The sequence below is a fragment of the Streptomyces varsoviensis genome, assembly GCF_000718635.1.
GTDB classification, from domain to species: Bacteria; Actinomycetota; Actinomycetes; order Streptomycetales; family Streptomycetaceae; genus Streptomyces; species Streptomyces varsoviensis.
Map to the genome: position 1 here is coordinate 55,723 of NZ_JOBF01000015.1, position 23,206 is coordinate 78,928.

The following is a 23,206-nucleotide window of genomic DNA, read 5'->3' on the forward strand; positions in this document are numbered from 1 at the left end:
TTTTCCCCCACCACGCTCCCCCCCCAGCACCACCACGCTCCCCACCGCCGGAGGCTCCTCGTGCGCACGGTCCTCGTCACCGGAACCGGCGGGGCGGGCCGTACCACCGTCGCCGCCGCCACGGCGCTCGCCGCCGCCCGCGAAGGCCGCCGGACGTTGCTCCTCACCGCCGACCGCGGCCCCGTACCGGATGCGCTGCTCGCCACCGCGCTCCCCGCCGAATCGCTCGGGCCCGCCGAGCCGATATCCGCCGCCCCCGGCCTGTGGGCCGCCCGCATCGACGCCGCCGCCCGCTTCCGCGACCACGCCCAGGACCTCCAGGAGCGCGGCGCCTCCCTCCTCGACCTGCTCGGCGCGGCGCCCTTCGACGCCGAGGAACTGACCGAACTGCCCGGCGCCGAGGCCTTCGCGACGCTCGCCGCCCTGCGCTCCGCGCACGCCGCCGGCGGCTGGGACCTGATCGTCGTCGACGCCCCGACCGTGGCCCGGACCGTCCGGCTGCTCGCGCTGCCCGAACAGCTCCGCCGCTATCTGCGCCGGCTGCTGCCCACCGAGCGGCAGGCGGCCCGCGCGCTGCGGCCGGTGCTCGCCCAGCTCGTCGGCGTGCCGATGCCCGCGCAGCGGCTGTACGAGCACGCGGAGCACTGGGACGGCGAACTCGCGGCCGTACAGGGCATCGTCGAGTCCGCCGCGACGACCGTACGGCTCGTCGTCGAGCCCGGCGCGCACGCCGCCGAGTCGCTGCGCGCCGCCCGCGCCGGGCTCGCCCTCCAGGGCTGCCGCGTCGACGCCGTCGTCGCCAACCGGCTGCTGCCCACCGGCTCCGCGGACCCCTTCCTCGCCGCCCTCTCCGGCCGTCAGCAGACCGCGCTCAAGGAGATCCACGAAGCGGCCGAGGAGTACGCCCACGGCACGGCGGCCCGCTGCGAACTGCCCCACCTCGGCCGCGACATCCAGGGCCCGGACGACGTGGCGGAGCTGGCCGGCCGGTGCGTGACGGCGGCCGGCGACGACGCGGCACGCGCGCTCGTCCCCGAGGCCCGCGCGGCGCGGGAGGGCCGGGCGCCCGACCCGTGGAGCGTCGAGGACCGGCTCGCGGAGGACGGGGTCCTTCTGTGGCTGCTGCCGCTGCCCGGCGCCCGGCGCGACGGCCTCGACCTGGTGCGGCGCGGCGACGAACTCATCGTCAGCGTCGGCCCGTTCCGCCGCGTCCTGCCGCTGCCCTCCGCGCTGCGCCGCTGCGCCGTCTCCGGCGCGGGGCTGCGGGACGGCGTGCTGCGGGTGCGGTTCACGCCCGACCCCGACCTGTGGCCCAAGGGCCTCTGAGGCCGCGCGTCGCGCGGCGCGGCGGGGGAGACCACCGCTGTGCGCCGTTCGGGTAACGTCGAGGGGAACAGCAGCCTCGCCGCAGGAGTCCGCCATGAGCGATGCCACCGAGCGCCCCGTCGACGACAGGCCGGAGCCCGACGCCTGGGAGAAGGCGTGCGCCGAGGACCTCGCCGCGGAACGGGCGCGCCGCCGCAAGCAGTACGGCCCGCCCCCCGGCTCCGCCGCCGAGGAACTGCGCAAGCTGGTGGACGCCGTGGCGGACAAGGTCTCCGGCATCGAGCTGCCGATCGCCGGCATGGTCGCCCAGGGGGCCGTACGGCAGCTCATCACGCAGGCGAAGAGCGCCGTGGAACCGGTGATCGAGCGCAACCCCGAGGTCTTCGACCACCTGGCCGCGGCCGGCTCGGAACTGCTCGCCGCCTACCGGTCCGCCGTCGAGAACCAGGAGCGGCGCTGGACCAGGGGCGCGGAGGGCGCGGGCGGCGCGCGACGCGCGCCGGAGGCCCAGGGGCCGGCCGGTGCGGGCGGCGCGGCCGACGGGGAGGGCCCGGCCGGCGCGGGCGGCACGGAGCGGATCGACCTCGACTGACCCGCGGCCCGAAGCCCCTCTCGCGGTCCGGACCGGACGCCGCGCCCCCTCCGGTAACGTGGGCCCCGGCGGGGTTCGACCGAAAAACTGAGGGACACATGGGACTCACCATCGGCGTCGACATCGGCGGTACGAAGATCGCGGCCGGCGTTGTCGACGAAGAAGGCTCGATCCTCGCGACGTGCAAGGTGCCGACCCCGCAGACCCCCGAAGGCGTCATCGACGCCATCGCGGAAGCGGTGCGCACGGTCAGCGCGGGCTACGACATCGAGGCCGTCGGCATCGGAGCCGCGGGCTATGTGGACGACAAGCGGGCCACGGTCCTCTTCGCCCCGAACATCAACTGGCGCCACGAGGCGCTCAAGGACAAGGTCGAGCAGCGGATCTCGCTGCCCGTCGTCGTCGAGAACGACGCCAACGCCGCGGCCTGGGGCGAGTACAAGTTCGGCGCGGGCAAGGGCCACGAGGACGTCATCTGCATCACGATCGGCACCGGCCTCGGCGGCGGCGTCATCATCGGCAACAAGCTGCGCCGCGGCCGGTTCGGCGTCGCGGGCGAGTTCGGCCACATCCGCGTCGTGCCGGACGGGCTGCTCTGCGGCTGCGGCAGCCAGGGCTGCTGGGAGCAGTACGCCTCCGGCCGCGCCCTCGTGCGGTACGCCCACCAGCGCGCGTACGCCACCCCGGAGAACGCCGAGATCCTGCTCTCCCTCGGCGACGGCACCATCGACGGCATCCAGGGCCGGCACATCAGCGCCGCCGCCCGCCGCGGCGACCCGGTGGCCATCGACTCCTTCCGCGAACTCGCCCGTTGGGCCGGCGCCGGCCTCGCCGACCTGGCCTCGCTCTTCGACCCGTCGGCGTTCATCGTCGGCGGCGGCGTCTCGGACGAGGGCGACCTGGTCCTCGACCCGATCCGCAAGTCCTTCCGGCGCTGGCTGGTCGGCGGCCAGTGGCGGCCGCACGCCCAGGTGCTCGCCGCCCGGCTCGGCGGCGAGGCGGGGCTGGTGGGGGCCGCGGACCTGGCGCGCCAGGGCTGACCGCGAGACCCACCCCGTCAGCAGTACGGACCCACAACACCCACCACGGATACAGAACAGGGGCGATGCGATGCTCGCGGACCTGCCCGCTTCCCGTACCGAACCCGACGGCTCGGCGCTGGTCCGCGTGCTCAGCTACAACATCCGCTCCATGCGCGACGACACCGACGCGCTGGCCCGCGTCATCCGGGCCTGCGCCCCCGACGTCGTCTGCGTCCAGGAGGCGCCCCGGTTCTTCCGCTGGCGCAAGGCCGCCGCCCGGCTCGCCCGCGCCACCGACCTCGTCTACGTCGGCGGCGGCGCCACCGCCTCCGGCCCGATGATCCTCTCCACGCTCCGGCCGCACGTGGAGCAGGCCCGCGACATCCTGCTGCCCCGCACCCCCGGACTGCACCAGCGCGGCTTCGCCACCGCCGTGCTCCGCTTCGGCCGGGCCCGCCTCGGCGTCCTGAGCTGCCATCTGAGCATGAGCGACGCGGAGCGGTACGGGCAGGGCAGACTGCTCCTCGACGAGCTGGCCGCCCTCGGCGTCCCGCACGCCGTGGCGGCCGGCGACCTCAACGACCGCCCCGACGGCCGCACCTTCGGCCTGCTGGCGGACGCGCTGCACGACGGCTGGGCCGCGAAGCCCTGGGGCCGCGAGCACACCACCCGGCTGGGCGACCCCCTCCAGCGCATCGACGCCGTCTTCGCGACCGACGGCGTCGAGATCCTCGGCTGCGGCGTCCCCATGGGGCTGCCGGGCGTCACCGAGAGCGACCTGCGGGCCGCCACGGACCACCTCCCCGTGCTGGCCGCGCTGCGGGTGCCGGCCGCCGAGTCGTGAGCGTACGTCCGTAGCGCCGGTGGGCCGGGCCCGTGGATCGAGAGAGCGCCCGCCCGGGAGGGGATTCCGGGCGGGCGCTCGTACGTACCAGGGCTCTCGTACGTACCGGCGCTCGTACGTACCGGGGCCGGGGTTCAGACGACCGCGCCGCGGCCCGGGTCGTCGTCCTCCTCGTCGTCGCTGTCCTTCATCCGTATGACCAGCGTGGCGAAGCCGCCGAGGAAGCCGCCGACGCCCAGCGTGGTGATCCACCAGGTCAGCTCCTGGCGGAGCAGGACCATGACGAGCAGCAGCAGCGGGCCGCCGAGGACCGCGAGCCAGGCGAAGCGGGCCGTGACGTCCATGGAGGGGAGCGGCGGCGGCTCGGGCGGCACGAAATGGCCCTCGTCGGGGCCCTCCTCGGCCGGGGTGTAGTCGCGGGGGCCGACGCCGGGGGCGTACACGACGAAGCCGCCCGCGGACCGGCCGGGCCCGCCCGCCCCGCCCGGCTTGTCGAGCCGGTTCGGCTGGTCCTGCTCGGGCAGCGCCGGGTCCGGCGCCTCCTTGACCGGCCCCTTCCGCTCGTCGCGCGGCAGTTCGTCGCCGGGGCGCGCGTCCCCGGACCGCGCACCGTCGGACCGCGCGCCGCCGGGCGGTGTATCGCCGGGCGCGTCGTACGCCGTGTCGCCGCCGGTGGCGGGCCAGCGGCCGGTCTCCGGGTCGGGCTGCTCCCCGTACGCGGCGACGAGCCGCGCCCAGATCTCGTCCTCGTCGGCCTCGTCGGCCTCGTCGTTCACGTCGAGCGGCTCCGGCGCGGGGTCCGCCGCAGGCTTCGGCGCGTCGGCTGCGGGCGTGGCCGGCGCGGCGGGCCCCGCCTCCTCCGGCGCCCCGGGGGCCGGTTCGTCCGCGCCCTTCGCGGGCCGGCCCTCGCCGCTCCCGCCGCCCGTACCGCTCAGCGGATCGCGACCGTCCTCGCGATCCGCGTTTCGTTCAGCCACTGGCGGCCGTCCCCTCCTTGCCGGCGCGCTCGGCGGCGCTCGGGGCGAGCCGGCCGATGAACGCGTACGTCTCCTCGAAGACGAAGTCCGCGTCGTAGTCGAGCGTCGCCACGTGGTAGCTGCGCTCCAGCAGCCGCTCCGTGACGTCCCGCGAGGAGACACGGCCCAGGATGCGCGCCGAGTCGACCGGCGGCACCACATGGTCCTCGGGGCTGTGCATCAGCAGCAACGGCTGGGTGACCCGCGGCAGTTGGGCGTCGACCACCTGGAAGAGGCGGCGCAGCGAGTGCGCGGCGTGCAGCGGCACCCGGTCGTAGCCGATCTCCGGGGAGCCGGGCTTGGCGATGTCGCTGGCGATGCCCTTGGCCGTACGGACCAGATGCCGGGTCACGGGCAGCGTCCGGGCGGCCGGGCCGTGCAGCTTGTTGCCGGGGTTGACCAGCACGAGGCCGCGCACGCCCGCGGGGTGCTCGGCGGCCAGCCGCAGCGCCAGCGTGCCCCCCATCGACAGCCCGCACACGAAGACCTCCGCGCAGCGCTCGCGCAGCGCCCGCAGCTCCCGGTCCACCTCCGCGTACCAGTCCTGCCAGCCGGTGACCTGCATGTCCTGCCAGCGCGTGCCATGGCCGGGCAGCAGCGGCAGGGACACCGTCAGGCCCCGCCCGGCGAGGTACTCGGCCCAGGGCCGGACGGACTGCGGGGAGCCGGTGAAGCCGTGACACACGAGGACGCCTACCTCTCCGCCTTCGTGGCGGAACGGCTCGGCTCCGGGGAGGAGCGGCACCGATGTCTCCGATCGGTCAAGGGGGGCGGGAGGGTCTGCACCTCAGCGTACGCGGAGCGCCGCACGGCGGGTAGGCAGGTAAGGTCTCCTCGTCGCATACAGGAGGTCCTCGGTTGTTCTACGGCGCTATGAAGCTGTCCATCGGCGGGTCGTTGAAGGTCGCCTTCCGGCCGTGGGTGGAGGGCCTGGAGAACATCCCCGACGAGGGCCCCGCGATTCTGGCCAGTAACCACCTGTCGTTCTCGGACTCCTTCTTCCTCCCGGCCGTCCTCCACCGCAAGGTCACCTTCATCGCGAAGGCGGAGTACTTCACCTCCCCGGGGGTCAAGGGGAAGCTGACCGCCGCCTTCTTCAAGGGGGTGGGCCAGCTCCCGGTGGACCGCTCGGGCGGGCGGGGGGCCGGCGACGCGGCGATCAAGAGCGGCTTGGACGTGCTGGCGCGCGGCGAGCTGTTCGGCATCTACCCGGAAGGGACCAGGTCACCGGACGGCCGCCTCTACCGCGGCAAGCCGGGCGGGCTCGCCCGGGTGGCGCTGGCCAGCGGGGCGCCCGTCATCCCCGTCGCGATGATCGACACCGAGAAGATCCAGCCGCCGGGCAAGGTGATGCCCAAGCTGATGCGGCCGGGCATCAGGATCGGCGAACCGCTGGACTTCAGCCGCTACCACGGCATGGAGAGCGACCGGTTCATCCTGCGCTCGGTGACCGACGAGGTCATGTACGAGATCATGAAGCTCGGCGGCCAGGAATACGTGGACATCTACGCGACGGCCGCCAAGCGGCAGATCGCCGAAGAGGCGAAGAAGGCCGCCGAGGAAGAGAAGGCCGCGAAGGCCAAGGGGGCCGAGGCCGCCAAGGCGCGCAAGCCCGGGGCGTAGCCGCTCCCGGCGAGGGATGGGGCAATGGCACAGGACAGAGGCGGGCGGCGGACGAAACCGCCGCGTGTCATACGGATGTCGGTCGAGCTGCCGCTGTGGCGGGCGCTGACCGGCTACCGCATTCTGACGCTCGGCTACGCGCTCGCCCTCTTCATCGTCAACTACCGCGACTTCGCACACCCCCTCGGCGCCGCCTGCTACATGGCGGGCCTCACCGGCTGGATGGCGCTGACCTGGAGCCGGACCACGTCCCCGGAGCGCTGCACCAAACGGTTCCTGATCGCCGACCTCACGATCGCGCTCGGCGGCATCCTGCTCACCTCCGCCGTCGACTCCTGGGCCCGGATAGACGACGGGGCGCCCACCCTGCCGTCCATCTGGGTGGCCGGCGCGGTCCTCGGCTTCGCGATCAAGGGCGGCTGGCGGTGGGCCGCGCTCGCCTCCACCCTCGTGGCCATCGCCAACCTCGTCGAGCGCGGCGGCATCGCCCGCGACACCGTCCACAACGTGCTGCTCGTCTGGGTCGCCTCCATCGCCATCGGCTACATCGTCGAGGTGGCCCGCGCCAGTGAGCGGACCCTGGCCCGCGCCCTCCAGATCGAGGCGGCGACCCGCGAGCGCGAACGGCTCGCCCGCGACATCCACGACAGCGTCCTCCAGGTGCTGGCCATGGTGCAGCGGCGCGGCGCGGAGATCGGCGGCGAGGCCGCGGAGCTGGGCCGGATGGCGGGCGAGCAGGAGATCGCGCTGCGCTCCCTGGTCTCCAGCGGGCTGGTGCCGTCCCAGCGCACACCCGAGCAGGACGCCAAGGACGCCAAGGACGCCGAGCTGGTACAGGCCGTACGGGCGTCCGGGGAGCTGCCGGCCGCGCCGCGAGACGGCGACGACGGGCTCTGCGACGTACGGGTGCTGCTCGCCGTGCACGCCGGGGCGCGGGTCTCCTTCGCCGAACCGGGCTCCCCGGTGCTGCTCGGGGCGGGGGCGGCGGTGGAGCTGGCGGCCGCTGTCAGTGCCGCGTTGGACAATGTGCGCCAGCACGCGGGCGAGGAGGCGCGGGCCTGGATTCTGCTGGAGGACGAGCCGGGGGAAGTGCTCGTGACGGTACGGGACGACGGCCCCGGCATCGCCGAGGGGCGGCTCGCGGACGCCGAGCGGGAGGGGCGGATGGGCGTCGCGCTGTCCATCCGCGGGCGGCTGCGGGACCTGGGCGGCAGCGCCGAGCTGGTGTCCGTACCGGGGCAGGGCACGGAAGTCGAGTTGAGAGTTCCGCGGGGGAATGGAGGACGGCAGTGAGTGAGAGCGAGAGCGAGACGGTGGGCGGGGCGGCGGACGACCGGCCGCTGAAGGTCATGGTCGTCGACGACCACCCGATGTGGCGGGACGCGGTCGCCCGCGACCTGGCCGCGGCCGGGTTCGACATGGTCGCCACGGCCGGCGACGGCCCGCAGGCGGTGCGCCGCGCCCAGGCCGCCGCGCCGGACGTGCTGGTCCTGGACCTCAACCTGCCCGGCATGCCCGGCGTGCGCGTCTGCCGCGAGCTGGTCGGCGAGAACCCCGCGCTGCGGGTGCTGGTCCTCTCCGCGAGCGGCGAGCACGCCGACGTCCTGGAGGCGGTGAAGTCCGGCGCCACCGGCTATCTGATGAAGTCCGCCAGCACGGAGGAGCTGGTCGACGCCGTCCGCCGCACCGCCGCCGGCGACCCCGTCTTCACCCCCGGCCTCGCCGGCCTGGTCCTCGGCGAATACCGCCGCCTCGCCACCGACCCCCTCCCCGCCGCCCCCGACGAACCCAAGGCCCCCCAGCTCACCGACCGCGAAACGGAAGTCCTCCGCCTCGTCGCCAAGGGCCTCTCCTACAAACAGATCGCCGAACGCCTCGTCATCTCCCACCGCACCGTCCAGAACCACGTCCAGAACACCCTCGGCAAGCTCCAGCTCCACAACCGCGTGGAACTGGTCCGCTACGCCATAGAACGCGGCCTCGACGAGGCGTAGCCGAGCCGCCGCGCTCGCGTGCGGCACCGCCGTTCGCGCCTTCTCGCCGCCCGATCGTGCCGTCGTGTCGATTCGGCGTGCGCTCGTACGGGTGAACGCTTTGGGTCAAGTCGCCTGCCGGGGCGGGGAATTCGCCGGGTGGGGCATCCCTTGTGGCGTGGATCACTATTAGCGTGGCCGGGGTCGGGTCCCTGTGCGAGAAGGAGAGAATCCATGCGGGTCGGAGTGCTGACCGGTGGGGGCGACTGCCCCGGGCTCAACGCGGTCATCCGCGCGGTCGTCCGCAAGGGCGTCCAGGAGTACGGATACGAGTTCGCCGGCTTCAAGGACGGCTGGCGCGGGCCGCTCGAAGGGGCCACGGTGCCCTTGGACATCCCGGCCGTCCGCGGCATCCTGCCGCGCGGCGGCACGATCCTGGGGTCGTCGCGGACCAACCCCCTCAAGGTGGAGAACGGTATCCGCCGGATCAAGGAGAACCTTGCCAAGCAGGAGGTCGACGCGCTCATCGCGATCGGCGGGGAGGACACCCTCGGCGTCGCGGCCCGGCTCTCGGGCGAGTACGGCGTCAGTTGCGTCGGCGTGCCCAAGACCATCGACAACGACCTCTCGGCGACCGACTACACCTTCGGCTTCGACACCGCCGTCAACATCGCCACCGAGGCCATCGACCGGCTGCACACCACCGCCGAGTCGCACATGCGCGTCCTGGTGGTCGAGGTGATGGGCCGGCACGCGGGCTGGATCGCCCTGCACTCGGGGCTCGCGGGCGGCGCCAACGTCATCCTCATCCCCGAGCAGCGCTTCGACGTCGACCAGGTCTGCTCCTGGGTCACCTCCCGGTTCAAGTCCAGCTACGCCCCGATCGTCGTCGTCGCCGAGGGCGCCATGCCGAAGGACGGCGACATGGTCCTCAAGGACCAGTCGCAGGACTCCTTCGGCCACGTCCGGCTGTCGGGAGTGGGGGAGTGGCTGGCGAAGGAGGTCGAGCGGCGCACGGGCAAGGAGGCCCGGACGACCGTGCTCGGCCATGTGCAGCGCGGCGGCACCCCCAGCGCCTTCGACCGCTGGCTCGCCACCCGGTTCGGGCTGCACGCCATCGAGGCGGTGCGGGACGGCGCGTACGGCTCGATGGTCGCCCTGCGCGGCACGGACGTCGTCCGCGTCCCGCTCGCCGAGGCGACGGCGAAGCTCAAGACCGTCGCCCCCGAGCTGTACGCCGAGGTGGGTGTCTTCTTCGGCTGACGGCTTCTCCGGCCGGGGGCCGGGCGACCGTGCGGCCAGGACCGAGTGGCCGGGCCCGGCCCACGTCGCGGGAGCCCGGCGACTCCGCCAGAGCCCGTGCCCGGGCCCGGTCCGAGCGCCGGTCCGAGCGGGGCCTGGGCGCGGCCTCCCGCTCGGCGGTCTCTGTCGCAGGCCGCGCCAGGCGATCGTCAGCCGACCGACACCGCCGCCATCACGTCCGCCACGATCGCCGCCCCGTTCAGCGTCAGCACCGACTCCGGGTGGAACTGCACCCCGGCGAAGCCCGCGCCGCGCAGGGCGTGGACGTCGCCGGTCGCGGCGTCGCGGCTCAGCTCGACGCGGTGCATGGCGAGTTCCACCTCGGCCCGGTCGGTGCAGCGGGCGGTGAAGGTGTTGTAGAAGCCGACGGTCTCCGTACGGCCGAAGAAGTCGATGCTCTCCTGGGCGCCCTGGTGGGGCACCGCCTTGCGGGCGATCTCCAGGCCGAGTTCCGCCGCGATGAGTTCGTGGCCGAGGCACACGCCCAGCAGCCCGTGCCGGTGGCCGCGCAGCAGTTCGGCGGTGAGGGAGCGCAGGAAGCGCATCTTGGGGTGGGCGGTGTCCGTGGGGTCGCCGGGACCGGGGCCCAGGACCACCGGCCCGCCGTGGGCCAGCGCCGCCGCCCGTACCCCCGGCTCGTCGTAGCGCCGCACCGTCACCTGGAGCCCGGAGGAGCGCAGCAGGTGCGCGAGCATCGCGGTGAAGGTGTCCTCGGCGTCGACGACCAGCGCGTGGCCGCGCAGCCCGCCGGTCAGCTCCGCCGTCTGCATCCGCAGCCAGAACGGCGCGAGGTCGTCGCGCCGGGCGTCCAGGGCGGCCCGCACCCGCGGATCGTCCGCCAGCCGCGCCGCCGGCGCCGCCGTGTCGCGTACGGGCGCGGGCCGCACCCCGAGCGCGGCGAGCACCCCGGCGGCCTTGGCGTGCGTCTCGGCGACCTCGGCACGCGGGTCGGAGCGGCGTACGAGCGTGGCGCCCACCGACACCTTGAGCGCGCCGTCGCCGCCGATGTCGGCGGTGCGGATCAGGATCGGCGAGTCCAGGGTCTGCGCGCCGCCCGCGTCGCGGCCGATGAGGGCCAGCGCCCCGGCGTAGTAGCCGCGCCCGTGGTGCTCGTACCGCTCGATGACGCGGCAGGCGTTCTGCACGGGCGAGCCGGTGACGGTCGCGGCGAACATCGTCTCCCGCAGCACGTCCCGCACGTCCCGCGAGGTCCGCCCGCGCAGCTCGTACTCGGTGTGCGCGAGGTGGGCCATCTCCTTGAGCCGCGGGCCGACCACGACGCCGCCCATGTCGCCGACGGTGCACATCATCTTCAGCTCCTCGTCGACGACCATCGACAGCTCCTCCACCTCCTTGCGGTCGTGCAGGAACGCCAGCAGCCCGTCGGCGCCGGGGCCCTCGGCCGGGTAGCGGTAGGTGCCGCTGATCGGGTTCATCACGACGGTCCCGCCGGACATCCGCACGTGCACCTCGGGGCTGGCGCCGACCAGCGTCCGCTCCGCGGTGTGCACGACGTACGTCCAGTACGCGCCGCGCTCGCCGGCCAGCAGCCGCCGGAAGAGGGCCAGGGCGTCGGCGGCGCCGAAGCCGTCGATACGGCCGTCGAAGGTCCGCCGGATGACGAAGTTGGCGCCCTCGCCCGTGCCGATCTCGTCCTCGACGACCCGCTCCACGATCCGCGCGTACGCGTCGTCGCTCACGTCGAAGCGGCCGTCCTCGACCCGTACCTCGTGCGCGGGCAGGGCGGCCAGGGCGTCGGCGAGCGGCAGTTCGTGGCACTCGCGGGGGAGCAGCACCGACAGCGGCGTCCCGTCGTCGCGCACGTCGAAGCCGCGCTCGCGGATCTGCCGGAACGGCACCAGCGCGAGCGCGTCGTGCACCGGGCCGGTCCGCGCCCCGGGTGCCCCGGTGGGCAGGGGGATGTCGGTCAGCCGCTCGGCCTCGACGACCGGCCCGAGGAGGAGTTCGACGGTGTCCTCGGCGCGGCCGGGCGTGCGGCGGTGCAGCAGGGCGAACGGCGGGCAGTCGGCGTCGAGCAGCCGTGCCACCAGGGCGGCGGTGTCGTGTCGCATGGCGGGGTTCCTTCTGTCGTGAGGAGGAACGGCCGTGGAACGCACGGAAGGCCGCCCCTCGGGCGGCCTTCGCGAAGTCTGGATGTACGCGCGATCAGCGGGCCGCCGAGTAAGCGGTCCACCACCAAGCCTGGTTCGAGTGTGTCAGTACTGCGTGCGCGAACATGCCGGTCACCTTACCGGACGGACCGGCCCGGAACGCGGCGTTCGGGGAGACGAGCCGGCCCGTCCGTACCGGAAGGGTCAGTTCCAGGGGTTGGCCGGCTGGTCGTCGATCGCGGTCCAGAACCGGGTGTTCTTCGGCAGGTCGCCGTAGGCCCAGAACGACCAGCCGCCCGAGTACTGGAGGTCGGGGCCGTAGCGGCCGTCGTGGAACTCGGCCATCCGCCAGCCCGCGCCGAAGGCCGCCGCGCACACGCTGTCGGCGGCGGCCCGGCTGTTGAGCCGGGAGCCCTTCACGGGCCGGCTCGCCGCGACGGTGCCCTGCGCCCAGCCCCCGTAGAAGTCCGGGGTCAGCCCGTCCGGCAGCGGGCTGCCGTCGACTCTCAGGCAGAGCACCGGGAGCTGCGCGGTGGCGGGGGTGTCGCCCTTGTACGGGTCGCTCTGCGTGCCGCCGGGCCCGCCGACCCGGACGCTGCCGTCGGGGCCGTCGGCCATCCGCGCCCAGGTCATCCCCGGGTGGGTGGCGGGCGGCGCGGCCTCGGCCGGCGCGGCGGCGAGCGGCAGCAGCGCGGCGGCGGCCGCGGCGGCGGTGACGATGGTGGAGCTGCGGAAGATCTTCACAGGCACTCCTCGCAAGACGTCGGCCCCGGCCGTGACCCGACCGAGGCGGAGAGAGAGTCCCAGATGCGGTCACACCCTGACCACAACTCCTTCACCAAACGGTCATAATCGGCCATTTTTCGGGCTTCCATGGACTCGGGCCCCAAACGGAAGCGTGCGGAGGCTCGTACGGGCGTACGGACGCGGCGGCGCGGGCACGTACGACAAGCCGTACGGACGCCGACCGGGCCGCATAGGGAACGGCGTAAGAGGTGTCGGCAGAGCGCGTACGGGCATACCGGCCAAGAGACGTAGGGCGAGGCGTACGGGCGTGTCGGCCGTCTCATCTTCCGGGCGCGGGGCCGACGCGCCGCCGCGACCACGTAACCTGTGGCGGGTGACCGTGAACGCTGAATCCCACGCCGGTGGCAACACCTGGCGCTCCCTTCCCGCGGCGCAGCAGCCCGACTGGCCGGACCAAGAGGCTCTGCGCGATGTGATCGCGGAGCTTGAGTCCTATCCGCCGCTCGTCTTCGCGGGCGAGTGCGACCAGCTCCGTCAGCGCCTGGGAGCGGTCGCCCGTGGTGAGGCGTTCCTGCTCCAGGGCGGCGACTGCGCCGAGGCGTTCGACGCCGTCGGCGCCGACCAGATCCGCAACAAGCTCAAGACGCTGCTCCAGATGGGCGCCGTGCTGACCTACGCCGGGTCGGTGCCGGTGGTCAAGGTCGGGCGGATCGCCGGCCAGTACAGCAAGCCCCGCTCGAAGCCGACCGAGACCCGCGACGGGGTGACCCTGCCGACGTACCGCGGCGACTCCGTCAACGGCTTCGAGTTCACCGCCGCGGCCCGCACCCCGGACCCGCAGCGGCTCAAGCGGATGTACCACGCCTCCGCCGCCACACTGAACCTCGTGCGCGCCTTCACCACCGGCGGCTACGCGGACCTGCGCCAGGTGCACGCCTGGAACCAGGACTTCGTGAAGTCCTCGCCCTCCGGGCAGCGCTACGAGGCGCTCGCCCGCGAGATCGACCGCGCGATGAACTTCATGAACGCCTGCGGGGCGGACCCGGAGGAGTTCCGGACCGTCGAGTTCTACGCCTCGCACGAGGCGCTGGTCCTCGACTACGAGTCCGCGCTGACCCGCGTCGACTCGCGGACCGGCGACCTCTACGACGTCTCCGGCCACATGGTCTGGGTCGGCGAGCGCACCCGCCAGCTCGACGGCGCGCACCTGGAGTTCGCCTCCAAGATCCGCAACCCGATCGGCGTCAAGCTCGGCCCGACGACCACCCCGGAAGAGGCGCTGACCCTCATCGAGCGGCTCGACCCCGAGCGCGAGCCCGGCCGGCTCACCTTCATCACCCGGATGGGAGCCGACAAGATCCGCGACCGGCTGCCCACCCTGGTGGAGAAGGTCACGGCGTCCGGCGCGCAGGTCGTGTGGGTCTGCGACCCGATGCACGGCAACACCTTCGAGGCGGCCTCCGGCCACAAGACCCGCCGCTTCGACGACGTGCTGGACGAGGTCAAGGGCTTCTTCGAGGTGCACAAGGGCCTCGGCACCCACCCGGGCGGCATCCACGTCGAGCTGACCGGCGACGATGTCACGGAGTGCGTGGGCGGCGGCGACGAGATCTTCGTCGACGATCTGCACCAGCGCTACGAGACGGCGTGCGACCCGCGGCTCAACCGCAGCCAGTCGCTGGACCTGGCGTTCCTGGTCGCGGAGATGTACCGGGACCAGTGAGCGTCGTCCGGCATTGGTAAGCGGGCGGTACGGCTTACGCACAGTGGGGCTACGAACTGTGGGGCGCGGATCGATCCTGTGATCCGCGCCCCACGGCGTTGTTCGCGGCCCTCCGGAGCGGGTAAGGTAAGGGTAACCTCACTAAGCGATCTCGGGTGGTGAACCGCGTGTACGTCTGCTCCTGCTTCGGCATCACCGAGCAGCAGGTTCGCGACCACGCGGACACCGGGGCGTGCACCCCTCGCCAGATAGCGTCGGCCTGCAAGGCGGGCACGGACTGCGGAGGCTGCGTCAAGCGCATCCAGGCCCTGCTCGGCCGGGGCGCCTGCCCCCGCCGGCAACTGCTCGACCGGGGCGAGCCCACGGCGCTCGCGGCGCAGCCCTCGCGGATCGGGACCGATCAACCGTCGATCACGGCCGCGCAGACGCCGACGGGAACCGATCGGACGTCGATCGGGACGGATCGGCCGTCGGTCGGGGCCGAACCGCCGTCCATCGGGACCGAGCCGCCCTCCATCGGCGTCGAGCCCCCGCCGTACCGGGCCGAAGCCGCCTGACCCTCCGGCCGCCCACGCCTCGCCACCCGCCCGCCGCCGGGGCGCCCCGCGGTCAACTGTCCGGCTGCTCGATGACCTGCGCGATGTACAGCGCCTCCCCGAGCTTCTCGACCAGGTCGAGCTGGGTGTCGAGGTAGTCGATGTGGTGTTCCTCGTCCGCCAGGATCGACTCGAAGATATTGGCCGAGGTGATGTCGCCCTTGGCCCGCATGACCTCCACCCCGCGCCGCAGCCGGTCGATGGCCTCGACCTCCACCTGCCGGTCCGCCTGGAACATCTCGGTGACCGTCTGGCCGACCCGGACGTGGAAGAGCCGCTGGTAGTTGGGCAGACCCTCCAGGAACAGAATGCGGTCGGTGAGGATCTCCGCGTGCTTCATCTCGTCGAACGACTCGGAGCGGGTGTACTTCGCGAGCTTGGTCCAGCCGAAGTTCTCCTGCATCTTCGCGTGCAGGAAGTACTGGTTGATCGCGGTCAGCTCGGCGGTCAACTGCTCGTTGAGGAATTCGATGACCTCGGGGTCGCCCTGCATCGCCAAGGCTCCTTCCAAGCGGGGGGACGGGCAAGTTGCGCGCATCCTTCCACCGCCCTTACGGGCCGTCCAGTAAGTGCACGCTTAGTATGAGTTGCCCCAATAGTGGTTGTGCTGGTCATGGCCATACCCGAAGGTCTGACACCATGGACCCATGGGTCAGTCGCAGAGTCGTGAGGGAGACCACCTCAAGCTGCCCCCGGGGCAGCGGCTGCAGCGCGGCTGGCCGGTGACGCACTACGGGCCCGTCCCCAAGTTCCGGCCGGACCGCTGGGAGTTCCGGGTCTTCGGCGCCACGGCCGACGGCGACAAGCACTGCTGGACGCACGAGGAGTTCGCGGCGCTGCCGTACGACACCATCACCGCCGACCTGCACTGCGTGACGAAGTTCAGCATGCTCGGCTCCGAGTGGGGCGGCGTCCCCGCCACCGCGCTCGTCGCGCTCGCGCCGCCGGCGAGCGATGTGACCCATGTGATGGTCTGGGCCGAGTACGGCTTCAGCTCGAATCTGCGGCTGTCCGACCTCACCAGCCCGAAGACCATCTTCGCCACCCACAAGGACGGCGACCCGCTCACCGCCGAGCACGGCTTTCCGGCCCGGCTCGTGGTCCCGCACCTCTACGCGTGGAAGGGCCCCAAGTGGGTCCGCGGCATCGAGTACATGACCGCCGACCGCCGCGGCTTCTGGGAGGAGCGCGGCTACCACAACATCGGCGACCCGTGGCGCGAGCAGCGCTACTCCTACCAGGAGGAACCGGGCGACGGCCCGGAACTCTAGAAGCCGCTCGCGGGCGGTCCGGGGCAGCGGCCGACGCCCGCCCCGGCGGCAGGTCTCCTACGCCCCCGTCTCTTACGCCCCGGTCTCTTCCGGCCCGTCGCGCAGGGCCTTCAGCCGCGCGACGTCCGCGGCGTGGCCCTCCTTGCCGCCCGGCGTCTCGATCGTCAGCGGCACGCCCTCCGTCGCCGGGTGCGCGAACAGCTCGCGGAACGGCTCGGCCCCGATATGGCCGGAACCGATGTTCTCGTGCCGGTCCTTGTGCGCGCCCACGACGTCCTTGGAGTCGTTGGCGTGGATCAGTTTCAGCCGGCCCTCGCCCACCACCGACACCAGCTCGTCGAGCGTCTGCTTCATCCCGCCGGGCCCGGCCAGATCGTGGCCCGCCGCGAAGACATGGCAGGTGTCCAGGCAGACGCCGAGCTTCGGGTGGCGGTCCAGCGCGTCGAAGTACGGGCCGAGGTCCGCCATCCGGGAGCAGAGCGAGGCGCCCTGCCCGGCCGTCCCCTCCAGCAGCAGCCACGGGTCGTCCTCGTGGGTCAGCTCGTCCAGCAGCGGCAGCAGCCGCTCGCGGACCTGCGCCAGCGCCTCGCTCCGGGGCCGGCCGCCCGTCGCCGCGCCCGTATGGACGACGACGCCGCGCGCGCCGATGTCCCGGCCGCGCCGCAGCGAGTGGCGCAGCGACTCGACGGAACGTTCCGCCGTCGCCTCGGTGTGGGAGCCGAAGTTGATCAGGTACGGCGCGTGGACGTACACGGGCAGGGACCGCGCGGCGCAGCCGGCCCGGAACGCCTCGTCCTGCTTCGGGTCGCCCGCCGGCGTCGCCCAGCCGCGCGGGTTGGCGACGAAGACCTGCACGGCCTCCGCGCCCATCTCCGCCGCGTACGGCAGGCCGGTCTTCGCGAGTCCGCCGGCCACGGGGATGTGGCCGCCTACGGGGTTGCGCATGAGTCTCAGAGTCCCTTGAGCGTAATCGTGATCTTGCTGCCCTTGGGGGCCTCGTCGCCGCCGTGGACCGACTGCTTGTCCACGGTGTCCTTCGGGAAGAAGAACGGCTTCTTCACCTCGACCTCGAACCCGAGGTCGGACAGCTTCTTCTTGGCGTCGTCCACCTTGTCGCCCGTGACGTCCGGGACCTCGACCATCTCCTGGCCCTTGGAGACCGTGAGCGTGATGGTGTCGCCCTTCGCCGCCGGAGCGTCCTTGGCCGGGGACTGCCGGGCGACATCGCCCTTGTCCTCCTCGGAGAAGACCCGCTCGTCGGCGATCTTCACCTTGAAGCCCTTCTCGGTCAGCTCCTTGGCGGCGTCCTCGACCGAGTCGCCCGTCACCTCGGGGACGTCGAGCTTCTTGCCCTTGCTGACGGTGAGCGCCACGGCCGAGTCCGGCCTGCGCTCGCTGCCGGGCCCCGGTTCGGTGGTGAGCACCGAGCCCTGGGCCGTCTCGTCGCTGAACTCCTGGCGGACCGTGCCGACCGTCAGACCGGCGTCCTTGATCTGCTTCTTGGCCTGGTCGAGCGGGATGCCCGCGACATTGGGCACCTTGGTGTGCTCCGGGCCCCGCGAGACGGTCAGGGTCACCGTGCCGTTGCCGCGGACGCGGCCGCCCGGCTTGGGGTCGGTGCCGATGACATGGCCGCGCTCCACCACGTCGCTGAAGTCCTGCCGCGCCTTCGTCTTGAGCCCGGCCTCCGCCAGCTTGTGCTCCGCCTGCGCCCGGGTGAGGTCGAGGACGGCCGGCACCGTGGAGAACTGGCCGGAATTGATGTACCAGACGCCCGTGCCCACCAGGATCACCAGCACCGCTCCGAGCAGCGCCAGCACCGGGCGGCGCGGCCCGCGACGGCCGGCCGCCGCCGCTTCCGGGGGGCCGGCGGGCGGGGCGGGCGGCCGCTCCAGCCGGGTCGTACGGGCGTACGAGGCGTCGTCCGCGGCCCGCGCCGCCCGCGCCTCGATGGAGCGCGGCAGGACGCTCGTACGGTCCTCGGAACCGTCGTGCGCCACCGTCTGCGCCCGCGGCGGCATCGCGTCCAGCTCCGCGTCGCTCATCGCGGCCCGCGCCGCCCGCGCCAGGCCGAGCAGCGCCACCGCGTCGGCGGGGCGCGCCTCGGGGTCGCGGGCGGTCGCGGCGGCCACCAGGTCGTCCAGCACGGCGGGCAGCCCCGGCACCGTCTCGGACGGCGGCGGGATGTCGTCGTGGAGGTGCTGGTAGAGGACCTGCGCCGGGGTGCCGCCGGTGTGCGGCTTGGCGCCGGTCAGCATCTCGTAGAGCACCACGCCGCACGCGTACACGTCGGCCGGGGTGTCCGCGGTGCCGTGCTCGATCTGCTCGGGGGCGAGGTACGACACCGTGCCGAGCACGGACCCCGTGGAGGCGGTGGTGTTGTTGTCCACGGCCCGTACGAGCCCGAAGTCGGCGACCTTGACCCGGCCGTCGTCGCCGATCAGCACGTTCTCGGGCTTCATGTCGCGGTGCACGAAGGCCGCCCGGTGGGCGGCGCCCAGCGCGGCGAGGATCGGCTCCAGGATGTCGAGCGCGGCGCGCGGCTGGAGCGCGCCGCGCTCGCGCAGCACGTCGCGCAGCGTGCACCCGGCCACGTACTCCATCGCGAGATAGACGTACGTGCCGTCGGTGCCCTGGTCGAAGACGCCCACCACATTGGGGTGCGCGAGCCTCGCCACCGACTTCGCCTCCCGGATGAACCGGTCCACGAAGGCGCCGTCCGCGGCGAGCGCCGGATGCATCACCTTGAGCGCGAGCACGCGGTCGAGCCGCGTGTCGACGGCCCGGTAGACCGTGGCCATGCCACCGACGGCGATCCGCGCCTCGACTCGGTAGCGGCCGTCGAGCAACTGCCCGACGAGGGGGTCCTGAAGGGTCGTATCCACGACAGACGAGTCTACGAGCAGTCACCGACACCGCCGGTGCCGCGCGCCCGCCGCCGCCCGTACTGAAGCCGAACGGTGACAGCGACCGGCGCGTACGGGCGGGTGCGGGGCGATGCGCGCGGGCGCGTACGGGTGGGCCGGGGCGATTGCGCGGGCGCGTACGGGCGACGCGATGCGGCTTCGCGGCTGTGGTGCGTACGGGCGCGGGCGCGCGGCTGTTGTGCGGTGTACGGGCGGGGCGGCGCCTGCCGGAAGGGCCGGGCCGGTCAGAACGCCGGGCGTTCCGGGTCCAGCTCCGCCAGCCCCTCCATGGCCGAGGACGCCCGCGCGAAGTGCCGGCGCGGGATGCGGCCCGCGCGGTACGCGAGCCGGCCCGCTTCGACGGCGTGCCGCATGGCGGCGGCCATCAGCGCCGGCTCCTGCGCGCGGGTCACCGCCGAGGCGAGCATCACGGCGGCGCAGCCCAGCTCCATGGCGAGCGCGGCGTCGGAGGCGGTGCCCGCGCCGGCGTCCAGGATCACCGGGACGCCGGCGCGCTCGGTGATCAGTTGGAAGTTGTGCGGGTTGCGGATGCCCAGGCCGGAGCCGATGGGCGAGCCCAGCGGCATGATCGCGGCGCAGCCCGCGTCCTCCAGCTTGCGGGCGAGCACGGGGTCGTCGTTGGTGTACGGCAGCACGGTGAAGCCGTCGTCGACAAGGGTCTCGGCGGCGTCCAGCAGCTCGATCGGATCGGGCAGCAGGGTCCGCTCGTCGGCGACGACTTCGAGCTTGACCCAGTCGGTGCCGAGGGCTTCGCGGGCCAGCCGCGCGGTGAGGACGGCCTCGCCGGCGGTGAAGCAGCCCGCGGTGTTCGGCAGCACCCGGATGCCGTGCCGGGAGAGCACGGAGAGCACCGAGCCCTGCACGGTCGCGTCCAGGCGGCGCATGGCGACCGTGGTCAGCTCGGTGCCCGAGGCGAGCAGGGAGCGCTCCAGGACGTCCAGGCTGGGCGCGCCGCCCGTACCCATGATCAGCCGGGAGCCGAAGACGGTGCCGCCGATGGTCAGCGGGTCCTCTGCCGCTGCCGTCCCGGCGGCCTCTGGAAGGAACGCGGTGTCGGTCATGTCAGCCTCCCTGGACCGCGGTGAGGACCTCGACGCGGTCGCCGTCGCCGAGCGCGGTGGCCTGCCACTGGCCGCGCGGCACGACGGTCTCGTTGACGGCGGCGGCGACGCCGCTGTGCGCGGCGGTGAGCGTGGCCACCAGCCGGTCCAGGGTCAGACCGGCGGGGACCTCGCGGGGCTCGCCGTTGAGGGAGAGCCGGACGGAGGCGGGCGGGGAGGAGGTCATACGGGCTGCTCCTGGTTCATGCGGGCTGCTCCTGGTGGGCTGCGCGGGCCGGGAAACGCTGCGGGGAGAAGGGCCGGGCCGCCTCCGGGAGCGCCTCGCCGGCCAGCACCCGGCCCATCACGTCCCCGGTGAACGGGGTCAGCAGGACGCCGTTGCGATGGTGGCCGGTGGCCGCGAGGAGGCCGGGCAGGGCGGTCGGCCCGAGCAGCGGCGCATTGTCGGGGGAGCCGGGGCGCAGCCCGGCGCGGGTCTCGACGAGCGGCAGCTCCGTGATGCCGGGCACCAGCTCGTGCGCGTCGCGCAGCAGCTCGTACACGCCGCCCGCGGTGACGGTGGTGTCCCAGCCCAGCTCCTCGGTGGTCGCGCCCAGGACCAGCTCGCCGTTCTCGCGCGGCACCAGGTAGACGGGGCCGCCGCGCACCACGGCCCGTACGGTCCGGGAGAGGAACGGCGCGTACGGGCCGGGCACGCGCAGCCGCAGGACCTGGCCCTTGACCGGGCGGACCGGGGGCACCACGTGCGGGGGGACGCCCGCGAGGCGCGCGCTGTGGCTGCCCGCCGCGAGCACGGTCCGGTCCGCGCGGACGCGGGAGCCATCGGCCAGCTCGGCGCCGGTCGCCCGGTCCGCCTCCACCAGGAGGCGCCGCGCCTCGGCCCGGTGGAAGACGACGCCGGCGCGCTCGCAGGCCGTCAGCAGGGCGCGGGCGAGGCGCCTCGGGTCGGCCTGGTGGTCGCCGTCGACCCGCACGCCGCCGCGTACGCCCGGCGCGAGCATCGGCTCCAGGCGGCGGCACTCGCGCCCCGACAGCCACTGCGAGTCGAGGCCGGAGCGCTGCTGCAACTCGTGCAGTTCCCGCAGGTGGGCGCGGTCGTCGGCGTCGAGGGCGACGGCGAGCGTGCCGCAGGCGCGATAGCCGATCTCCTGGCCGCTCGCCTCCGCCAGCTCCGCCGCGAACGCCGGATAGCGGCGCGCCGAGGCCAGGTTGATGGCGAGCAGATCCTGCTCGCCGTAGTGCAGTTCGGTGACGGCGGCCAGCATCCCGGCCGCGACCTGGGCGGCGCCCCCGCCGGGCGCGGGGTCCGCGACGGCGGTGCGCAGTCCGAGCTGGGCCGACCGCCAAGCGGTGACCAGCCCGATGATGCCGCCGCCGATGACGAGAACGTCGACGGTACGGACGGTACGGCCCGTCCCCGAGACCTCGCCGATCTCGGAGACCTCTGGCGGCTGCGAAGAAGACGCGTGCATGCGTCCAGCCCCTCCCTTCGCCGGCATGACCCGGATCAGGTTCGTACGGTCGGAGGCCGCCCAGCCTCCCTCTCAGCCCGGTCCGCCCGGGCTCCCGCGAGTGCTCTACGCCCGCCACCCTAGTACGCGCCCCGAATCGGCCGGAAGCCGGCCGGACGAGAGTGTCGGATACGGGCCAGGGAGCCGCCCGGGGCGCAACCGGGCCGCCCCGGGCCCCGGTTGTGGTGGAGATCTCGCTGCGCGACGCTCCGGCTCGGCGCGTTCGCAGCCATACAGTGAGCGGGTGAGCGATCAGACGAATACCACCAGTGACCAGCGTCGTGTCGTGATCGTCGGCGCGGGGGTGGCCGGGGTGCAGACCGCCGTAGCCCTACGCGAACAGGGCTGGACCGGCGCGATCACACTGCTCGGCGCGGAGCCCCATCAGCCCTACGACCGACCGCCGCTCTCCAAGGCCGTGCTGCTCGGCAAGTCCGAGGGCTCCGCCTTCGAGGTGGACTTCGACTCCCTCGGCATCGACCTGCGCCTCGGCCGCGAGGTCACCGGGCTGCGGCCCGAGGAGCGCGTCCTGGACACCGCCGACGGCCCCGAGCCCTACGACCGGCTCGTCATCGCCACCGGCGCCGAGCCCGTCGTGCTGCCCGGCACCGAGGGCATCCCCGGCGTCCACCTGCTGCGCACCCTCGACGACGCGACGCGGCTGCGCCCCGTCCTCGCCGACCAGCACGATGTCGTGGTGGTCGGGGCGGGCTGGATCGGCGCGGAGTTCGCGACCGCCGCCCGCGAGGCGGGGTGCAAGGTGACCGTCGTGGAGGCCGCCGACCGGCCGCTCGCGGGCGCCCTCCCGGCCGAGGTCGCCGCCCACATGGTCGGCTGGTACGCCGACTGCGGCGCCGAACTGCTCACCGGCGCCCGGGTCGTCTCCCTCTCCGAGGGCGCCGTGCTGCTGGACGACGGCACCCGGCTGACGGCCGGCGCGGTGGTCGTCGGGATCGGCGCGCGCCCCTCGACCGACTGGCTGGCCGGAACCGGCATCGAGCTGGCCGCGGACCGGTCCGTGGTCACCGACGAGCGGCTGCGCACCAGCCTCCCGGACATCTACGCGGTCGGCGACTGCGCCTCCTTCCCGTCCGCCCGCTACGCCGAGCGGCTGCTCGTCCACCACTGGGACAACGCGCTCCAGGGGCCGCGCACCGTCGCCGCCAACATCGTGCGCGGCGAGGCGGAGGGGCCGCTGTACGACCCGGTGCCCTACTTCTGGTCCGAGCAGTTCGGCCGGTTCGTGCAGTACGCGGGGCACCACGCCGCCGCCGACGAACTCCTGTGGCGCGGCGATCCCGCCACCGCCGCCTGGTCGGTGTGCTGGCTGCGCCAGGGCGTCCTGGTCGCGCTCCTCGCCGTGGGCCGCCCCCGGGACCTCGCCCAGGGCCGCAAGCTCATCGAACGGGGCGCCCGGCTGGACCAGCGGCAGGCCGCGGACCCGTCGGTGCCGCTGAAGTCCGCGACCGTCTGAGGCTGCCCGAGGCCGGGTGGGGCGGGCCGGGCGCGACACGGGCGCCGCGCGTCCGACGGCCTCCCGGCTACCGACTGTCAGTCCTAG

Annotated in this window: 21 protein-coding genes, 1 pseudogene and 1 riboswitch; of the genes and pseudogenes, 12 read left to right on the forward strand and 10 right to left on the reverse strand. The window is 73.7% G+C overall.

Annotated features, from left to right (window positions below; all coding sequences use genetic code 11):
• Nucleotides 1-60 precede the first annotated feature (60 nt).
• The 4 genes from IF55_RS22240 (at nt 61) to IF55_RS22255 (ending at nt 3,784) form a co-directional block, all read left to right on the forward strand.
• On the forward strand, nt 61-1,326 hold the full coding sequence (locus IF55_RS22240; RefSeq protein WP_030883688.1) for an ArsA family ATPase: 1,266 nt from the start codon (nt 61-63) through the stop codon (nt 1,324-1,326).
• A 94-nt stretch (nt 1,327-1,420) separates the two neighbouring features.
• A complete protein-coding gene (locus IF55_RS22245; RefSeq protein WP_030883684.1) occupies nt 1,421-1,918 on the forward strand; it encodes a DUF5304 domain-containing protein in 498 nt (165 codons plus the stop codon).
• 98 nt (nt 1,919-2,016) lie between these two features.
• On the forward strand, nt 2,017-2,958 hold the full coding sequence (locus IF55_RS22250; RefSeq protein WP_030883682.1) for an ROK family glucokinase: 942 nt from the start codon (nt 2,017-2,019) through the stop codon (nt 2,956-2,958).
• 70 nt (nt 2,959-3,028) lie between these two features.
• On the forward strand, nt 3,029-3,784 hold the full coding sequence (locus IF55_RS22255; protein ID WP_030883677.1) for an endonuclease/exonuclease/phosphatase family protein: 756 nt from the start codon (nt 3,029-3,031) through the stop codon (nt 3,782-3,784).
• A 134-nt stretch (nt 3,785-3,918) separates the two neighbouring features.
• Here IF55_RS22255 and IF55_RS22260 read toward each other — a convergent pair whose 3' ends face one another.
• Both IF55_RS22260 and IF55_RS22265 read right to left on the reverse strand, forming a co-directional pair.
• Nucleotides 3,919-4,560, reverse strand: coding sequence for a hypothetical protein (locus IF55_RS22260; RefSeq protein WP_030883675.1), 642 nt, complete (start codon nt 4,558-4,560; stop codon nt 3,919-3,921).
• Nucleotides 4,561-4,753: 193 nt separating this feature from the next.
• Entirely contained in the window at nt 4,754-5,545 is a 792-nt protein-coding gene (locus tag IF55_RS22265) for an alpha/beta hydrolase (RefSeq protein ID WP_030883673.1), read from the reverse strand.
• A 113-nt stretch (nt 5,546-5,658) separates the two neighbouring features.
• On the opposite strand from IF55_RS22265, the gene IF55_RS22270 reads away from it, so the two are divergent.
• The 4 genes from IF55_RS22270 (at nt 5,659) to IF55_RS22285 (ending at nt 9,659) form a co-directional block, all read left to right on the forward strand.
• Nucleotides 5,659-6,423 carry a lysophospholipid acyltransferase family protein gene (locus IF55_RS22270; protein WP_030883670.1) on the forward strand — a complete coding sequence of 255 codons (765 nt, stop codon included), beginning with the start codon at nt 5,659-5,661 and terminating at the stop codon, nt 6,421-6,423.
• Nucleotides 6,424-6,447: 24 nt separating this feature from the next.
• On the forward strand, nt 6,448-7,716 hold the full coding sequence (gene macS, locus IF55_RS22275; protein WP_245661324.1) for a MacS family sensor histidine kinase: 1,269 nt from the start codon (nt 6,448-6,450) through the stop codon (nt 7,714-7,716).
• 56 nt (nt 7,717-7,772) lie between these two features.
• A complete protein-coding gene (locus tag IF55_RS22280) occupies nt 7,773-8,417 on the forward strand; it encodes a response regulator (protein ID WP_048832326.1) in 645 nt (214 codons plus the stop codon).
• A gap of 213 nt (nt 8,418-8,630) precedes the next feature.
• Nucleotides 8,631-9,659, forward strand: a complete 1,029-nt coding sequence (locus tag IF55_RS22285) for a 6-phosphofructokinase (protein ID WP_030883661.1) — start codon at nt 8,631-8,633, stop codon at nt 9,657-9,659.
• Nucleotides 9,660-9,847: 188 nt separating this feature from the next.
• Here the strand turns inward: IF55_RS22285 and IF55_RS22290 are convergent, their stop codons facing one another.
• Nucleotides 9,848-11,770, reverse strand: coding sequence for an anthranilate synthase family protein (locus IF55_RS22290; protein ID WP_030883659.1), 1,923 nt, complete (start codon nt 11,768-11,770; stop codon nt 9,848-9,850).
• Nucleotides 11,771-12,013: 243 nt separating this feature from the next.
• Complete coding sequence (locus tag IF55_RS22295) at nt 12,014-12,553, reverse strand: hypothetical protein (protein ID WP_051776166.1); 540 nt, start codon at nt 12,551-12,553, stop codon at nt 12,014-12,016.
• Nucleotides 12,554-12,929: 376 nt separating this feature from the next.
• Between IF55_RS22295 and IF55_RS22300 the strand changes: the two genes are divergently transcribed.
• Complete coding sequence (locus tag IF55_RS22300) at nt 12,930-14,279, forward strand: class II 3-deoxy-7-phosphoheptulonate synthase (RefSeq protein ID WP_030883654.1); 1,350 nt, start codon at nt 12,930-12,932, stop codon at nt 14,277-14,279.
• Between the two features lie 158 nt (nt 14,280-14,437).
• Nucleotides 14,438-14,641: pseudogene (locus tag IF55_RS38700) on the forward strand ((2Fe-2S)-binding protein); the annotation flags it as partial.
• 247 nt (nt 14,642-14,888) lie between these two features.
• Here the strand turns inward: IF55_RS38700 and bfr are convergent.
• Nucleotides 14,889-15,368, reverse strand: a complete 480-nt coding sequence (bfr, locus tag IF55_RS22310; RefSeq protein WP_030883646.1) for a bacterioferritin — start codon at nt 15,366-15,368, stop codon at nt 14,889-14,891.
• 154 nt (nt 15,369-15,522) lie between these two features.
• On the opposite strand from bfr, the gene IF55_RS22315 reads away from it, so the two are divergent.
• Entirely contained in the window at nt 15,523-16,146 is a 624-nt protein-coding gene (locus tag IF55_RS22315) for a sulfite oxidase-like oxidoreductase (protein ID WP_030883643.1), read from the forward strand.
• Between the two features lie 72 nt (nt 16,147-16,218).
• On the opposite strand, the gene IF55_RS22320 is transcribed toward IF55_RS22315, so the two are convergent.
• The 5 genes from IF55_RS22320 to thiO form a co-directional block, all read right to left on the reverse strand.
• Complete coding sequence (locus IF55_RS22320) at nt 16,219-17,091, reverse strand: deoxyribonuclease IV (RefSeq protein WP_030883640.1); 873 nt, start codon at nt 17,089-17,091, stop codon at nt 16,219-16,221.
• Nucleotides 17,092-17,096: 5 nt separating this feature from the next.
• Nucleotides 17,097-19,031, reverse strand: coding sequence for a Stk1 family PASTA domain-containing Ser/Thr kinase (gene pknB, locus IF55_RS22325; RefSeq protein ID WP_030883637.1), 1,935 nt, complete (start codon nt 19,029-19,031; stop codon nt 17,097-17,099).
• A 266-nt stretch (nt 19,032-19,297) separates the two neighbouring features.
• A complete protein-coding gene (locus IF55_RS22330) occupies nt 19,298-20,134 on the reverse strand; it encodes a thiazole synthase (protein ID WP_048832312.1) in 837 nt (278 codons plus the stop codon).
• Between the two features lies 1 nt (nt 20,135).
• Entirely contained in the window at nt 20,136-20,360 is a 225-nt protein-coding gene (gene thiS, locus IF55_RS22335; protein ID WP_030883632.1) for a sulfur carrier protein ThiS, read from the reverse strand.
• A gap of 16 nt (nt 20,361-20,376) precedes the next feature.
• The gene (gene thiO / locus IF55_RS22340) at nt 20,377-21,606 is read right to left on the reverse strand and encodes a glycine oxidase ThiO (protein ID WP_078644964.1); all 1,230 of its coding nucleotides are present in this window, start codon (nt 21,604-21,606) and stop codon (nt 20,377-20,379) included.
• A riboswitch (TPP riboswitch) is annotated at nt 21,602-21,714 on the reverse strand. It overlaps the preceding gene by 5 nt.
• Before the next feature lie 175 nt (nt 21,715-21,889).
• Between thiO and IF55_RS22345 the strand changes: the two genes are divergently transcribed.
• Nucleotides 21,890-23,119: an NAD(P)/FAD-dependent oxidoreductase gene (locus tag IF55_RS22345; RefSeq protein WP_030883625.1), complete on the forward strand. Its 1,230-nt coding sequence runs from the start codon at nt 21,890-21,892 to the stop codon at nt 23,117-23,119.
• The last annotated feature ends 87 nt before the right edge of the window (nt 23,120-23,206 follow it).

What these genes read in the sequence shown, in the direction of transcription:
- IF55_RS22245 (WP_030883684.1), top strand. Translation starts at nt 1,421, where the DNA reads ATGAGCGATGCCACCGAGCGCCCCGTCGACGACAGGCCGGAGCCCGAC.
- IF55_RS22250 (WP_030883682.1), top strand. Translation starts at nt 2,017, where the DNA reads ATGGGACTCACCATCGGCGTCGACATCGGCGGTACGAAGATCGCGGCC.
- IF55_RS22255 (WP_030883677.1), top strand. Translation starts at nt 3,029, where the DNA reads ATGCTCGCGGACCTGCCCGCTTCCCGTACCGAACCCGACGGCTCGGCG.
- macS (WP_245661324.1), top strand. Translation starts at nt 6,448, where the DNA reads ATGGCACAGGACAGAGGCGGGCGGCGGACGAAACCGCCGCGTGTCATA.
- IF55_RS22280 (WP_048832326.1), top strand. Translation starts at nt 7,773, where the DNA reads ATGGTCGTCGACGACCACCCGATGTGGCGGGACGCGGTCGCCCGCGAC.
- IF55_RS22285 (WP_030883661.1), top strand. Translation starts at nt 8,631, where the DNA reads ATGCGGGTCGGAGTGCTGACCGGTGGGGGCGACTGCCCCGGGCTCAAC.
- IF55_RS22290 (WP_030883659.1), bottom strand. Translation starts at nt 11,770, where the DNA reads ATGCGACACGACACCGCCGCCCTGGTGGCACGGCTGCTCGACGCCGAC.
- bfr (WP_030883646.1), bottom strand. Translation starts at nt 15,368, where the DNA reads ATGCAGGGCGACCCCGAGGTCATCGAATTCCTCAACGAGCAGTTGACC.
- IF55_RS22315 (WP_030883643.1), top strand. Translation starts at nt 15,523, where the DNA reads ATGGGTCAGTCGCAGAGTCGTGAGGGAGACCACCTCAAGCTGCCCCCG.
- IF55_RS22320 (WP_030883640.1), bottom strand. Translation starts at nt 17,091, where the DNA reads ATGCGCAACCCCGTAGGCGGCCACATCCCCGTGGCCGGCGGACTCGCG.
- IF55_RS22330 (WP_048832312.1), bottom strand. Translation starts at nt 20,134, where the DNA reads ATGACCGACACCGCGTTCCTTCCAGAGGCCGCCGGGACGGCAGCGGCA.
- thiS (WP_030883632.1), bottom strand. Translation starts at nt 20,360, where the DNA reads ATGACCTCCTCCCCGCCCGCCTCCGTCCGGCTCTCCCTCAACGGCGAG.
- thiO (WP_078644964.1), bottom strand. Translation starts at nt 21,606, where the DNA reads ATGCACGCGTCTTCTTCGCAGCCGCCAGAGGTCTCCGAGATCGGCGAG.